This is a genomic window from Faecalibacter bovis (assembly GCF_017948305.1).
Taxonomy (GTDB): domain Bacteria; phylum Bacteroidota; class Bacteroidia; order Flavobacteriales; family Weeksellaceae; genus Empedobacter; species Empedobacter bovis.
Map to the genome: position 1 here is coordinate 112,387 of NZ_CP072842.1, position 14,271 is coordinate 126,657.

A 14,271-nucleotide genomic window follows, 5' to 3' on the forward strand; every position below is an offset into this window, starting at 1 on the left:
CGCAACTCTTACGAGTTGCGTTTTTTATTGTATGATATTTTGAGTTTTCTGTTGTTCAATTTTAAAAAGAATCAAATCTCTCATTATTTTCGCTCTATTTTTTGCTTCTAAAGCAACTGGGCCTTCAAAATTTTCATCTAAAACTTTATACCAATATTCAATCCATCGCTCAAAATGCTCTTCTTTTAATGATGCTTTTTTATTTAAAACTAAATGAGTACGCATAGGCCAACCTTCAAAAGTAGCTTTACCTAATAATACAGTTTCCCAAAACTGAACCATGTGAGGAAGATGTTCATCCCAATTCACATTTGCAACATTGTTAAAAAATGGACCAATTAGCTCATCATTTACTACTAAATCGTAAAATTGATTTACTAAAAACTCAACATCTTCAGAATTTGAAATATCTTTTTTCATGATACAAAAATACAGCTATTTTAATACTTTTTAATCACAAAAAAAAGCGGTAATTTCGCTTATTAATAAAACGACAATATTTTGGATAGTAATAGACAACAAAAAGTAGGAAAATTATTTCAAGAGGAATTAGCAGAAGCATTTAGAAAATGGGGTACAGAAGAGTTTCCAGGTAACTTGATTAGTGTTACAGAAGTAAAAGTTACTCCTGATTTAAGCGTTTCTAAAATCTACGTAAGTATTTTTCCAAGTAATCGTAAAGATGAAATTTTAAAAGAAATTAAAACAAATACGCCAAAATTTAGAGGAATTTTATCTAAAGGAGCAGCAAAACATATGCGTATTACTCCAGAATTAATCTTTATTTTAGATAATTCTTTAGACGAAATCGAGAAAATCGACAATGCATTAAACGGTAAAGGAAACAATCCTATTTTATAATATTTTTTGATGCGCAATATTTCATTTTACATTGCTAAACGTTACTTTTTTTCTAGTGCAAATACTAATGCAGTAAACATTATTACGTTTATTGCTGTTGGCGCTATTTTGGTTGCAACGGCTGCACTATTTGTAATTTTATCTGTTTTCACTGGATTAGAGAAAATGAATTTAAAATTTTATAGTAATGTAAATCCTGAAATAAAAGTTTCTCCAGCAAAAGGTAAAGTTTTATCTGATATACCAAAATTAGAAGACCTTTTAAAGAAAAACGATTACATAAAATCATATTCTAAAGTAATCGAAGAAAAAATCTATATCGATTACAATGGAATGCAAGATATCGCCTATCTAAAAGGTGTTGATGAAAATTTTACAACAGTTACACGTTTAGATACTGTTGTTTATGGTGGAGATTATTTAAATTTTGAATTTAATGATAATTTTATCGTTTCTAACGGAATTGCACAACGTTTACAATTGTACATAGATCCAATTAATCCGGCTACATTGATGATGCCAAAAGCCGGAACTGGAATGATAAAACAAGAAAGTGACGCTTTTACAAAAGCTGAAGCTTATAGTAACGGGATTTTTATCTTGAATGAGCAATACGATAAACATATTTTTGCTCCAATTGGATTAGCTCAGCAATTATTACAATTAGATACAATTTCGGCTTACGCTATTGAGATTAAAACAACAGGCAAAAAAGATCTTAATTATGTAAAAGATAATTTAGAAAAACAACTTGGTGATACCTATAAAGTAGAAACAAGACAGGATTTAGATTCTGCTTTCTTGAAAGTAATGAACATGGAAAACCTTATCATTTACTTAATTTTTACTTTAGTTATCATTATTGCATGTTTTAATCTTGCCGGAACTATCATTATCATTATTCTTGATAAAACGAAAGAAATACAAACCATGTATAGTTTTGGGCTTTCTCGATCTGACATTAGACGAATCTTTACTTATACAGGTTTAATCATTACAACCGTAGCAATGATTACAGGTTTATTAATCGCTACTTTGTTAGGATTATTACAAATAAATTTTGGTTTAGTCATGGCTTCTGAAACCATTCCGTTTCCTTTCGAATTTTCAATTATCAACTACATCGTTGTGATTGCAACAGTTTTAGGAATTGGAGGATTTGTTTCATGGTTAATTTCTAAACAAGTGAAATAAATAAAAAAGGAATCAATTAATTGATTCCTTTTTTATTGTTCTATTTTAATCCCACCTATTCCAACGGATATAACTCGGTTTACTAAAATCAAAATCCATCAGGTTAAAATCTCTATTGTCAATTACATTCGATTTTAAAATATCTGAACCTTCTCCTGGAATTCTTGGATAATATGAAAATGATATTTGAAAGTTATTAAAAACGAAATAATCATTTGTAAATAAAACGCCCAAACCAATTCTTGCCACAATATTATCAGAATCTAAGAAACTACTTTTTTTATTTCCTACAACACCTAAAGCAGCATTAAGAAAAGGTGAAATTCGAAAACCTAAAAATTCGTAAGGTGAATATGTTTGGGTCTGAACTTCCATCAATAATTTTTGATCGCCTTTTAAATTTCTAGCAGCTCTAACGCCATCCATTCCGTATAAATCGTGCTCATGCAAGGTTAATTCATCTGCACTTGTATCCCAACGATTAAAACCGATCAAATAATTTGCTTTCGCAAACTGTCGAATATTCCAATTGCCAATTCTTAATAATTTTGAAAAATACAAAGCTTGTAAATTAACAATCGATTGTTCGCTTTTTCCAGCTCTATAAAAAGAACCAGCTTGAGCATCAATTCCGAAATAATTTCCTTCCAGAAATCCACCAACTGATGTTTTCCCTCCTATATAAAACCTTTCATATCCTGGCCTATCTTGCATTGCCATTGTCAAACCAAAAACTTTTCCTACTGCAACGTCTTCATCATTCCCATGCTGAAAAAGATAATTTAATTTTTCATATCGACGTGATGAAATACCCAACCCAATAAAATAATTCGTTTGCTTGTTGAACATTTCGTAAGGATCGGCCTCTACATTTGGACCTTCTTTGTAAGTTCGATCATAAAATCGTGTAGATAATACGAAATTGGTAATGTTAACATTATTTGCATTACTTATCCGAAAAGCTCTTGCTCCCCAAATATCAGTGTAGTTAAATTTAAAATTATGATATTCCATATTCGGAATTCCATACGCTAATGAATCTTGGTAATAGGTTTGACCAATAGAAAATCCTGCGGCGATTCTTGCCAAAGGAGAATAAAATGGCCTTGTAAAATTGATACTTTTATTGAAATGATCTAATTCATTTTTAAAATAATTTACATTCCCAATTATACGCGTTTTCGCAATATTTGGAACTGTGTAATTAAACTGATATAGATTATTTCCTGTTTTGTAATTATGTCTAAATCGATTATCAAAAACGTGTCCCAATCCTAAAAAATTTCTTTCTCTGATACGAATTCCCGCTTTCGATGTCGAGATAGAACCAGTTGCAACCATAGACCACGTATCAATGGTATTTATGTAAACATCAACCGAATCTGATTCATTAATAAAATGAGGAACAATCTCTACTCGTCTTAAAATACGTTGTGAACGCAAAATACGTTCAGATTCTTTTAATTTTAACGTATCTAATAAATCACCATTTTTAAATAATAGCAATTCTTTTATAACAAAATTTTTAGTTTTCCCGTGTAAAGTATTCCCTGTCTTTTCAATCCATTTATTCGGCCTACGCGTCGTATCTTGCAATGAATAACCGAAAGGATCTCTTGAATTTATATGTATATGACGAATGGGCTTTCCTATAAAAATTGGATTTACAGAAGGCTCAGCAATAGGAGTAGTTGCAGCTTTTCTTTTTTTAAAAAGGTACTTAGAATATAATTTTCTGAATTTAGAATATTCTTTTTCCGATTTTTTCTCATGATTTAAAATTTGGACAGTGTCATTTTTCTGTCCAAAAGTTTGTAAACCAGAGAAGCTTAAAAGAAAAACAATCAAACAATTTAGTATGTAAGATTGGTAATTTTTCACTTATTCAATTTATAAAAGTCTTACGGCTTTTACAAATCTAGTTTTCCAATAATTTTCATCCATCGAAGAAATTATTACACCTTTTGAAGTTGAAGAGTGAATAAATTTAATTTCTCCTGATTTTTCGATACTTTCAATAATTCCAACATGTGAAATTGAATTTCCTGAAGTATTAAAAAAAACTAAATCACCTTCTCTAGCTTCAGAAATTTTAATTTCTCGCCCTTCTTGTGCTTGCTGAGAGGATACTCGAGGTAATTTTAAATCTACTTTATCAAAACTTACAAATACTAATCCTGAACAATCAAATCCACTTCTTGTTGTTCCACCGTATTTATATGGAACACCTAAAAATGACTTTGCAGTACTTAGTACATTATTTGTATCTTTTGATGTATAGGTTTTATTTGTAGATCTGTAAACTGTTGAAGAAGAACTAGAAGATTTACCTTTTGATGGATACTTATTAGCCGAATTAATTTTTGAGTATACTTTATTTGCTGTTTTTCTGTACGAAGTTACTTTCGTAGAAGATCCACAAGAAACTACTATTAACGAAAATACAACTGCTAAAAAGTATAAAATTTTGTTCTTCATCATTATTACCAACTCTTATTGTAAAATTAACAAAAAAACTTGTTAAATAAAAAGTACAACTACGCTTCTTTTTCTAAAATTTCGGCCAATAGTTGTCTCGCTCTTAAAACACGAACTTTTACATTGGGTAGACTAAGATCTAGTTCTTCAGCCAATTCTTTGTAAGTTTTATCTTCTAAGAATCTCAACTCTACAATTCGTTTATATTTTGGTGATAATAAATCTATTGCCTTTAGCACCTTGTCAGTATCTTGCTGTAGAATTAAATAATCTTCTGGAGATTTCTCACTATCCTTCAACATTCTAAAGTTAAATCCATCATCAATTGATAAATTTAATACGGGCGATTTACGAATATGATCAATCATTGTGTTATGCGCAATTGAAATCACCCACGTTTTAAAATCAAAATCCTCGTTATATAATTTAAGTTTAGAAAGTACTTTCGTGAAAGTTTCAATCGTTACATCCTCAGCTTCTTCTTCATTTCTAATTTTGAAAAAGACATAATTATAAACTTGCGACCAAAGCAATTCTATCAGAAGATTTTGAGCATGACGCTTTCCTTTTTTAGCGTCTACAATGATTTGATCTAAAGTCATAAATATTTAAAAGAATATAAATTAAATATAGCAAATATATTTATATAAAAAAAGCTCCAATATAAATATTAGAGCTTGAAAGTTTGTAGACCCACAGGGATTCGAACCCCAACTAGCGGCACCAAAAACCGATGTGCTACCGTTACACCATGGGTCTAACTTATTTGTTAGTTGAAAGATAATAAAATATAGTAGACCCACAGGGATTCGAACCCCAACTAGCGGCACCAAAAACCGATGTGCTACCGTTACACCATGGGTCTATATAGTATTATATATTTCAAATTGTTTAAAATTTTGTAGACCCACAGGGATTCGAACCCCAACTAGCGGCACCAAAAACCGATGTGCTACCGTTACACCATGGGTCTATTTATATTTTAAACTTGCAATTTATCTTTTAAAGGATAAAAATGCCTCAACAAAATAAATTATCGAGGCATTAGACTTAGTAGACCCACAGGGATTCGAACCCCAACTAGCGGCACCAAAAACCGATGTGCTACCGTTACACCATGGGTCTATGTCTTAATTGCTGTGCAAATATAGAAAGGTTTTTTAATTCACCAAAACTATTTTACATCAATTTTCGCTTAAATAGAAGGACTAATAGTTAAATATCTGAAAATGAATTTCAAAAAAAATTAAAATATTTTAAATAAAAAAAGCCTTGCTATTTATAACAAGGCATTTTTATATATTTTTTAAATTAATAAATGAAATTTTAAAATATCATTTGACTAGATTAATTGAAGATCTACCATTTTTTTATCTAGTTGCGCTAATAAAATTGCAAATATTAATGATCTTGAATTATAATCATTTATTCTATCATTCATTGTCAAAGTATTTTCGTTGACTCCTGAATTAGATAAACCGACAGGTTGTGTATTTACAAAGTTATCTTGTTTCATAAAATTTAAGAAATCGATATCTATTTCTTTTATATGAGCTCCGTTTACTAATAACTTATTTTCTTTAGAAATTCCATCTTTAGAAATTAAAAAAGATGATTTTACTAAATCTGATCCAATTTTTATTTCAGAATCAAAACTAATTAATGAATATGAATTAATATTTGTCTGAGGCAAACTTTGAAAGAAATTTTGACCATTAATCATTGTATCTCTAATAGTATGATCTGAACCAGGATTATTAAAATGTTTTACAGATAAATGATTCGTATTTAAAGAAATTTCTAAATCTGATTTTTTATCTGTATCAAAACTAAAATTATAATCTTTATATTTTTTATTTAAATAAATAACAAGATCTTTTTTGAATGATTTTGTTAATTTTAAATCATCTGAATTTGTAAAATTCAAAACTACTTTTTGTTTTTGAATTTTATTGATATCTAATGATTTTTCTTCATTAGTCAATATTTTATTTTCACTTGCTAAAGAGAACTGTGAAAAAAGAATTGCGGCAATTAAAAATATTTTTTTCATAATAGTGAGTCTTAAACTTATTCTAAACTAATTAATTAAAATTGATTAAAAAAATAAATTTTACATTTTTGTCAAATTTATTTTACAAATTCTATAGAATTTTCACTTATCCAATCAATTCTCACTAAAGATTCTACCCTAATACCATGATTCAGTAAACGATCTCTACCTTCTTGAAAAGACTTTTCTATAATAAATCCCATGCCTAATAAATTAGCACCAGCTTCTTTTACAAGATATCTAACTCCTAAAGCTGCATTACCGTTAGCTAAAAAATCATCTATAAAAATAACATTATCGCCTTCGCTTAAATATTGTTTGTTGACGTAAATATCATACGTCTTGTCTTTCGTAAAAGAATAAACTTGTGTAGAATAAAATTCATCTAAATTTTTAGGTTCTATTTTCTTTACAAAAACTACAGGTAATTCTAATGCTAACCCTAATAAAATTGAAGGTGCGATACCACTGGTTTCAATTGTAATAATTTTGTTCACATTAAGATCCTCAAATCTTTTAACAAATTCCTCTGCGATATTTTTCATTAGGATAGGATCTAATTGATGACTGATAAAGCTATCAACATTTAAAATCCCACCATCGAAACTTTCTCCATCTATTTTAATTCGTTCTTTTAAAAGTTCCATTTTTAATTATTTTGTTCTGAAAATTTACGAATAAAAAAAGTCAGCACAAAGGCTGACTTGAAATATTTTGTTATTCCCACTCTATTGTTGCAGGTGGTTTAGAACTTATATCGTAAGCTACACGGTTAATACCTTTCACTTCATTGATAATTCTATTAGAAACTAATTCTAAGAATTCATAAGGTAATTTTGACCAAGTTGCCGTCATGAAATCTATCGTATTAGCTGAACGAACTACTGCTGTATATTCGTAAGTACGCTCATCTCCCATTACACCAACAGATTTAACTGGTAATAAAACTACGAAAGCTTGAGAAACCTCATCGTATAAGTTATGAGCATATAATTCGTCGATAAAGATTTGATCTGCTTCTTGTAAAATTCTTACTTTTTCTTCATCAACTTCTCCTAAAACTCGGATACCTAACCCTGGTCCAGGAAATGGATGACGATAAACTAATTCTCTTGGGATACCTAATTCTACTCCAACTTTACGTACTTCATCTTTAAAAAGTTCGCGTAAAGGTTCTAATAATTGAAGTTTCATATCTTCTGGTAATCCACCAACATTATGATGAGATTTAATCGTTGCAGATGGACCTTTTACCGATTGAGATTCGATTACATCAGGATAAATTGTTCCTTGTGCTAAGAAGGAAGCGTCATCAAACTTTTTAGATTCTTCATCAAAAACAGCAACGAAATCGCGCCCGATTGCTTTACGTTTCGCTTCTGGTTCGTCTATACCTTTTAAACTTGTTAAGAAACGATCAGCAGCATCAACCATTTTGATGTTCATATTGAAGTGCTTACCGTAATTTTCCATTACTTTTTTTCCTTCATCCTTTCTTAATAATCCAGTATCAACGAAAATACAAGTTAATTGATCTCCGATTGCGCGATGAATCAAAACGGCAGCAACAGAAGAATCAACACCTCCTGAAAGTCCTAAAATAACTTTTTTATCGCCTACAACTTCTTTGATACGTGCAATTTCAGTTTCGATAAAATCTTTTAAAACCCAGTTTTTCTCTGCTTTACAAATATTGAAAACAAAATTTTCTAACATTTTAGAACCAAATTCAGAATGTGTAACTTCTGGATGGAACTGAACGGCGAAAATATTTTTTTCTTCGTTTGCTAAAGATGCAATATCAATATTTGATTTTCCAGTAACTGTAAATCCAGCCGGAGCTTTAACTACTTCGTCGAAGTGGCTCATCCAAACTGTTGATACATCTGGAACTTCGTTGAATAAACTATTTTGTGCTAAAACAGTTAATTCTGATTTTCCATATTCACCTTTTTCTCCTTTTTTAACTTCACCACCTAATAAGTGTGAAATTAATTGCATTCCGTAACAGATTCCTAAAACTGGAATTCCTAATTCGAATAATTCTTTTTCTACCAAAGCAGCTTCATCTCCAAAAACTGAAGATGGTCCCCCTGATAAAATAATTCCTTTTGGTTCGTGTTTTTTGATTTCTTCTACCGAAGTGTGGTAAGGGATAATTTCTGTGTAAACTCCAAATTCTCGAATTCGGCGTGCAATCAATTGGTTATATTGCGAGCCAAAATCTAAAATAATAATTCCTTGCGTCATTGTGTTTGTCTTTGCGCAAAATTAAGGTTTTTATAGCTTTATTTAAAACTAAATTTCAATTAATAACTCATAAAATTATTCATGAATTTTAAATTATAATTTTGAAGATGATTAGATATAAAAAAGTCTGATAAAATCAGACTTTACATTATTTATTTTCACCAATTGCTTCGGACAAACCTGGCATACCTTTAATATTTCTCATTTGTCTTTCAATATTTCTTGCTCTTATAGAAATATAGGATGACGGTGGATTAACATTGTATTTCCTTGGATTTGGTAATGCAGCTGCAATGCGTGCAGCCTCATTTTTAGTTAAATCTTTTGCTGACTTATTAAAATAATATTCTGATGCCGCTTCAATTCCAAAAACACCAATTCCCATTTCAGCTACATTTAAATACACTTCTAGAATACGTTCTTTTCCCCAAATTTTTTCAATCATAAAAGTAAAATACGCCTCTAACCCTTTTCTTACCCAAGATCTACCTTGCCATAAGAAAACATTTTTAGCAACTTGCTGAGATATTGTTGAACCTCCGCGTAATTTTTTACCTTCTTGATTACTTTCAAAAGCTTTCTGAATACCATCAATATCGAAACCATTATGCGTTGGAAATTTTTGATCTTCAGATCCAATAACTGCTAATTTAATATTTTCTCCCATCTCATCACTAGAAATATAGTCACGATTGAATTTTTGTTGAGCAATTATTTCATTGATTTGTGTGATAGTGATTGGTGGATTAATCCATTTTAAGGCAATTATATACAATAAATGTCCTACGAAAAGGAATAAAAATACTTTTCTAATAAATTTAAACATCTTAGCTTTTATTATTTAAAATCAAAAATAGATTAATTTGTGAATAAATGAAATAGTTGTTTTTACTATTGTAATAATATACAATATTGAATTATTGCCTCTCTTTGCAAACAGGTTCTACACCCGAATTTTAATCCATTTAAAAATATATATTTACGAATTCGGTACAATTTTAGATGACCTAATAATTGCTAAACCATAAACTGTATGATAAAAAATATACTCTATTTTAATTGTACAAATTCGTATCGTATCAACTTTTTTTACCTTGTTGTAATAATTTTTAGTTCTATAATAAATTATATTCACGCACAAGAATTTAAGTTAGATACACTTGTACAGTCAACTGAAGATATATCTATTAATGATACTACTTTTATTACGATAAAGGATAGTACAATGGTTTATGTAACAAAAGGAACAGTACTTGTAAATTTTATTGAAAAAACTGAAAATAGTAAAAACATTGTTTTTATTGATAAAAAAGAAGTTACCGAAGATAAAATACTATTAAAAGATAATGCTTCTGAAATTAAAATTGCTAGTAATACTACAGTAAATAAAACACTAAAAAAAGATAATCTAATTTCTTATACAAAGATAAAAGAGAGATCTAAAATTACAATTCCTCCTTTTACCCAGTTATTTTATTTTTCTTCAGCACCGAATAAAATCTCTACAAACAATAATAATACACCTGTTTTTAGAGCAATAATTAATAAAAACTTAGAAATTAAATACAATGCAGATGTAGAAATTCTATATAGAACTTCTTACTATAACTACATATGCAGTTCTTTATGTGTCTCCATATCTACTTTAGATATTAGATCTCCCTCACAATTAATTTAATTTAAAAATCTACTACCTACTTATGTTTTATAAATTAAATAAAAATAATCATGAAAAATATTTTACAAAATATATTTCTCTTTTTTGCTGTATTCCTGTTTAATTGGGGATATGGGCAACAACAAATTGGTTGTAATATTCAGAAAACTTGGACTACTAATAATTTCCCGACTGGTTTAACAACTGTAAGTTCAGGTTCTTCATTTAATCCAGATTTTTCTGATGCACAAAATTTATTAGATGCAAATTTATCCAATTCTTCTAACTGGACTTCTATATTAATTAATCCTACAGCACATGTAGAAATTAGAAATAATCAAACTTTTGCAGCGGGTACATATGCTGGTATTGTTTTAAGTGAAAGTAGTACGCTTGCTTTATCAACAACATATAAAGTAGAAACTTTTAATGGAAATAATTCTACGGGAGATTTTATTGAAGTTTCAGTTCCTATTTCAGCTGTTTCAACTTCAAATAGAAATTTGGGAGTTGTCTCTACAAAACCATTTAACAGAATTCGTTTAACCGTAACTACTCTAGGTATTACAACTACTTCAGTTAATTACGCTTATACGATAGAACCATGTAATTCTTCTCCTGAACTAAATTGTAATACAAATACTTCTATCACACAATCAAACTATGCATCAGTCATTAACTATGCAAATAATCGTACTGGAACTAGTGAGTTAACAGTTGGAAATATAACTAATTTAAACAATATTGTTAATAGTGATAGTAATGACTATGCAACTATGACACTTGGTGCTTCTTTAGGTGCTTCGGCTCAAGTATCAGTTCGAGATTTGCAGAGAACTTATGAAGCGGGGTCATTTGCAGGCTTTGAAATATCTAATAGTAATCTTCTAAATTTAAATTTACTTAACGGCTCTACAATTGTCACATATCTTAATGGTGTTGAACAGGAACGTTCTAACAGTGGAAATTTATTAGTTAATTTGACTTTATTAGGTGCTAATAATAAAGCTAATCTAGGATTTATTACAACAAAAAGTTTTAATGAAGTTCAATATATACAGAATAATCTTTTAGGTTTAGATGTTTTTGGTTCTACACAAATTTACAATATGATTGTAAGAAAATTATGTGAAGGACCAGATTTAACATGTAATCAAAGAACAATTCTTGATGATACAATTTATCCAATCAGCATTAGTGGTAATACAGGTGTTGAAGGTTTATTAAGCTTAGGATCGGTAACTGAACCAAGAAATGCAATCGATAATGATCCAACAACATATGCATCAATGAATATACTTGCTGGTGCATTATCAAAAGCTACGTTGGCTATTAAAAAATCTTTGTCACCTTACCCTGCAAATACTTATGTTTCTTTTGAAGTTGAAAATTCTAGTTTATTAGATCTTTCAGTTTTATCTAATTATACGATTAGATTATTAAGAAACGGTACACAAGTTGGTATTGCTGAAGGAAATAATTTATTAATAGGTGCAAATATATTACAAGGTTCGAGACAAAATATTGGTTATAAAGCACCTGCAGAATTTGATGAAATTCAGTTTATCATTGATAATACTGGATTATCTGTAGATTTAGGCATAACAAATGTTTATAATGTAAAGGTTATGAAACCTTGTGCTGTACTTTTAAATTGTGATGAAGAATTTGAATTAACAGAATCTCAATTCCCTGTAGTTATTAACTCTTTAAGAACTGGACCAACTTCTGCAGCTTGCGTTACTTGTGAAGTACGAAATCCACAAAATTTAATTTCAGGTAATCCAAATAATTACGCAACTCTTACAATCCCGGTTGGATTATTATCTGGAGTTTCTGTAAGTGTTGAAGATTTAGCAACTGTTTATCCTGCAGGAACAAGAGTTGGATTTACAATTAATGATGCTTCAACAATCATACAATTAGATTTATTAGAATCATTACAAATCACTACGTATTTAAATGGTGTAGCGCAAGAAACAGCTTCAGCAGCTGAATTACTTGATTTATCATTAATATTTAATATAACTGGAACTGGTATAAAAAACTATGGTTTCCAAACATCATTACCATTTGATGAAATACAATTAACTGCTTTTTCTTTATTAAATGTTGTTAATAATATTCATGTATATAACTTAAGAATTGATACTAAAAATTCTAATGGTGAAGGTTTAGCGTGTATTGGTAATCCATTTGCAGAAGATGATACTTTTACATTATATCCAGGACAAACAAGTACAACTAGTGTTGTTGACAACGACGTTTCTAATAATTCACCAGCGGTAATTGGTCAAAATGTTCAAATTTCTCAAATTTCATCTTCAAATCCTGATATTATTCTTAATTCAAATGGACAAGTTGTAGTAGGAGCAAATGTTTTACCTGGTATTTACCAATTAGAATATAGAATATGTAACATAGATTCTCCTACAAGTTGTGATACAGCTATTATTCAAGTAATAGTTAAAGGTATTAATGATATCGACGGTGATGGAATTCCAGATGATATTGATCTTGATAATGACAATGATGGTATCTTAGATAGTGATGAATGTTTCAGCATTAACCATATTAATAGTTCAGGAAATGGAAATTTCCCAAAATCTTTAGGTAATGTAGACCAAACTAATCAATGGATTACATCAAATAACTGGATTGTAGGAGGTAATTATGCTCTTACTGGTGATTGGACAGAAGCAAGAGGTAGAATAAATTTTGGTATTAATGGTTTATCATTTTTACGAGATAATAATACAACTACATCTTTATCAAAAACTGATATTACTTCAAATTTAAATGGATCTAAAATTACATTCAATAATGTAAAATGGTTATATACTTTACCAAATAGTGGAACTCCAGAAGATACTAATAGTGATAAATCATTCGTGTTTGAAGTATATGTAAGAGGTGTACATTACATGAACATTTTATCTGGTAATGGTACAGAAAATGGACCAGTGATTCAAACATTAAATGGTGCTAGTACTAACGTAACAAATTTAGCTTCTTATATTGAATTACCAGAAGTAGAAAGTCATAATATGTGGTCTCCAAGTCAATCTATAGTACTTAGTTTACCAATTAATGGAGTACCATCTGATCAATTAAGTTCTACTGATTTTGAACTTAGATTTTTAGCTGGTGCATCTATTACTAGAGTTAGAGATTTAGCGATAGAATCAATTTCACTTGAATCTTGTAGAGATTTAGATAATGATGGATTACAAGATTATTTAGACACTGATTCAGACAACGATGGTTGTTTAGATGCAATTGAAGGTGGAGATAATGTAAAACTAGAACAATTAAAAGCAAACGGACAAATCAATAGTCCGGTAGATGCAACTGGTGTACCTACCTTAGTAAATGATGAGGGTGCAGCTGATATTGATAATTTACAAGGTCAATCTACTAATAATGGTAAACCTTACAATGCTGCAGATACATCAGAATGTCCAACATTTTGTGTAAAACCAGGTGATAGATCAACTAACGGAACACCATCAATAATTGGTATTAGTACATTGTCTAAACAATTACAAACTTGGCCAGAAAATATTCCTAACGGATTTATTGCTTTAGAATCTAAAGAAAAAGGATTTGTAATTACAACTGTAAATAATGTTAATACAATTTTAGATCCTAAACCAGGTATGATCGTTTACGATAATAGTGAAGGTGCTAAATGTATTAAATTATATAGTAATAGTGGACCAGGAAATACATATCAATGGAAATGTATCGAACGTACTTGTAACCAATAACTAATTAT

General features: G+C 29.5%; 12 protein-coding genes and 4 tRNA genes. 4 read left to right on the plus strand and 12 right to left on the minus strand.

The features are described 5' to 3' along the window. Positions 1-24: 24 nt before the first annotated feature. The gene (locus J9309_RS00520) at positions 25-420 is read right to left on the minus strand and encodes a group III truncated hemoglobin (protein WP_230476515.1); all 396 of its coding nucleotides are present in this window, start codon (positions 418-420) and stop codon (positions 25-27) included. Between the two features lie 81 nt (positions 421-501). Between J9309_RS00520 and rbfA the strand changes: the two genes are divergently transcribed. Both rbfA and J9309_RS00530 read left to right on the plus strand, forming a co-directional pair. Continuing rightward, positions 502-861, plus strand: a complete 360-nt coding sequence (gene rbfA / locus J9309_RS00525) for a 30S ribosome-binding factor RbfA (protein ID WP_230476516.1) — start codon at positions 502-504, stop codon at positions 859-861. 9 nt (positions 862-870) lie between these two features. After that, positions 871-2,055 carry an FtsX-like permease family protein gene (locus J9309_RS00530; RefSeq protein WP_230476517.1) on the plus strand — a complete coding sequence of 395 codons (1,185 nt, stop codon included), beginning with the start codon at positions 871-873 and terminating at the stop codon, positions 2,053-2,055. A 45-nt stretch (positions 2,056-2,100) separates the two neighbouring features. On the opposite strand, the gene J9309_RS00535 is transcribed toward J9309_RS00530, so the two are convergent. The 11 genes from J9309_RS00535 to mtgA form a co-directional block, all read right to left on the minus strand. Continuing rightward, positions 2,101-3,936, minus strand: a complete 1,836-nt coding sequence (locus J9309_RS00535) for a BamA/TamA family outer membrane protein (protein WP_230476518.1) — start codon at positions 3,934-3,936, stop codon at positions 2,101-2,103. 9 nt (positions 3,937-3,945) lie between these two features. Continuing rightward, positions 3,946-4,536, minus strand: a complete 591-nt coding sequence (locus J9309_RS00540; protein WP_230476519.1) for a C40 family peptidase — start codon at positions 4,534-4,536, stop codon at positions 3,946-3,948. Positions 4,537-4,592: 56 nt separating this feature from the next. Beyond that, the gene (locus tag J9309_RS00545) at positions 4,593-5,135 is read right to left on the minus strand and encodes an RNA polymerase sigma factor (RefSeq protein ID WP_230476520.1); all 543 of its coding nucleotides are present in this window, start codon (positions 5,133-5,135) and stop codon (positions 4,593-4,595) included. Positions 5,136-5,221: 86 nt separating this feature from the next. Next, a tRNA-Gln gene (locus J9309_RS00550) sits at positions 5,222-5,292 on the minus strand. 35 nt (positions 5,293-5,327) lie between these two features. After that, positions 5,328-5,398, minus strand: a tRNA-Gln gene (locus J9309_RS00555). A gap of 37 nt (positions 5,399-5,435) precedes the next feature. Next, positions 5,436-5,506, minus strand: a tRNA-Gln gene (locus tag J9309_RS00560). Positions 5,507-5,587: 81 nt separating this feature from the next. Next, a tRNA-Gln gene (locus tag J9309_RS00565) sits at positions 5,588-5,658 on the minus strand. A 217-nt stretch (positions 5,659-5,875) separates the two neighbouring features. Next, on the minus strand, positions 5,876-6,586 hold the full coding sequence (locus tag J9309_RS00570; RefSeq protein WP_230476521.1) for a hypothetical protein: 711 nt from the start codon (positions 6,584-6,586) through the stop codon (positions 5,876-5,878). Between the two features lie 77 nt (positions 6,587-6,663). Next, positions 6,664-7,233 (minus strand): xanthine phosphoribosyltransferase, encoded by a 570-nt coding sequence (gene xpt, locus J9309_RS00575; RefSeq protein ID WP_230476522.1) that lies wholly within the window; start codon positions 7,231-7,233, stop codon positions 6,664-6,666. Positions 7,234-7,303: 70 nt separating this feature from the next. Further along, positions 7,304-8,836, minus strand: coding sequence for a glutamine-hydrolyzing GMP synthase (guaA, locus tag J9309_RS00580; RefSeq protein WP_230476523.1), 1,533 nt, complete (start codon positions 8,834-8,836; stop codon positions 7,304-7,306). A 148-nt stretch (positions 8,837-8,984) separates the two neighbouring features. After that, positions 8,985-9,662 (minus strand): monofunctional biosynthetic peptidoglycan transglycosylase, encoded by a 678-nt coding sequence (gene mtgA / locus J9309_RS00585; RefSeq protein WP_230476524.1) that lies wholly within the window; start codon positions 9,660-9,662, stop codon positions 8,985-8,987. Positions 9,663-9,869: 207 nt separating this feature from the next. Here mtgA and J9309_RS00590 point away from each other — a divergent pair, with 207 nt between their 5' ends. Beyond that, a complete protein-coding gene (locus J9309_RS00590) occupies positions 9,870-10,514 on the plus strand; it encodes a hypothetical protein (protein ID WP_230476525.1) in 645 nt (214 codons plus the stop codon). A 50-nt stretch (positions 10,515-10,564) separates the two neighbouring features. Beyond that, complete coding sequence (locus J9309_RS00595; protein WP_230476526.1) at positions 10,565-14,263, plus strand: hypothetical protein; 3,699 nt, start codon at positions 10,565-10,567, stop codon at positions 14,261-14,263. Positions 14,264-14,271 lie beyond the last annotated feature (8 nt).

What these genes read in the sequence shown, in the direction of transcription:
- J9309_RS00520 (WP_230476515.1), bottom strand. Translation starts at nt 420, where the DNA reads ATGAAAAAAGATATTTCAAATTCTGAAGATGTTGAGTTTTTAGTAAAT.
- J9309_RS00530 (WP_230476517.1), top strand. Translation starts at nt 871, where the DNA reads ATGCGCAATATTTCATTTTACATTGCTAAACGTTACTTTTTTTCTAGT.
- J9309_RS00540 (WP_230476519.1), bottom strand. Translation starts at nt 4,536, where the DNA reads ATGATGAAGAACAAAATTTTATACTTTTTAGCAGTTGTATTTTCGTTA.
- J9309_RS00545 (WP_230476520.1), bottom strand. Translation starts at nt 5,135, where the DNA reads ATGACTTTAGATCAAATCATTGTAGACGCTAAAAAAGGAAAGCGTCAT.
- J9309_RS00570 (WP_230476521.1), bottom strand. Translation starts at nt 6,586, where the DNA reads ATGAAAAAAATATTTTTAATTGCCGCAATTCTTTTTTCACAGTTCTCT.
- xpt (WP_230476522.1), bottom strand. Translation starts at nt 7,233, where the DNA reads ATGGAACTTTTAAAAGAACGAATTAAAATAGATGGAGAAAGTTTCGAT.
- guaA (WP_230476523.1), bottom strand. Translation starts at nt 8,836, where the DNA reads ATGACGCAAGGAATTATTATTTTAGATTTTGGCTCGCAATATAACCAA.
- mtgA (WP_230476524.1), bottom strand. Translation starts at nt 9,662, where the DNA reads ATGTTTAAATTTATTAGAAAAGTATTTTTATTCCTTTTCGTAGGACAT.
- J9309_RS00590 (WP_230476525.1), top strand. Translation starts at nt 9,870, where the DNA reads ATGATAAAAAATATACTCTATTTTAATTGTACAAATTCGTATCGTATC.
- J9309_RS00595 (WP_230476526.1), top strand. Translation starts at nt 10,565, where the DNA reads ATGAAAAATATTTTACAAAATATATTTCTCTTTTTTGCTGTATTCCTG.